The 289-nt window shown below is 75.4% G+C and carries 1 protein-coding gene; it reads left to right on the forward strand.

Annotated elements, in window-relative coordinates:
- A partial coding sequence (locus FLQ44_RS21185; protein WP_147695960.1) for an aminotransferase class I/II-fold pyridoxal phosphate-dependent enzyme occupies positions 1-289 on the forward strand: 289 nt, incomplete at both ends.

The raw sequence follows: 289 nt of genomic DNA on the forward strand, positions 1-289 counted from the left end.
GGGCGCGGTTCGGTGGCCGCTGCCGGGCTCGGCGTGAAGCAGGTGCCCCTGCTGATGCTGACCCTGGGCAAGGCGCTGGGCAGCTACGGTGCCGCGGTCTGCGGCCCGGCCGAAGTGATCGACGCACTCGCCGAAAGCGCGCGGCCCTATCTGTACACGACGGCCCTGCCGCCGGCGGTCGCCGCCGCCACCCGCGCCAACCTGCGCGCCTTGCAGAGTGAACCCTGGCGACGCTTCCATCTGGCCGGCCTGATCGCCCGCTTCGCGCGCGGCGCGCGCCGCCTGCGCC

The organism is Vogesella mureinivorans (genome assembly GCF_007644035.1).
GTDB lineage: Bacteria > Pseudomonadota > Gammaproteobacteria > Burkholderiales > Chromobacteriaceae > Vogesella > Vogesella mureinivorans.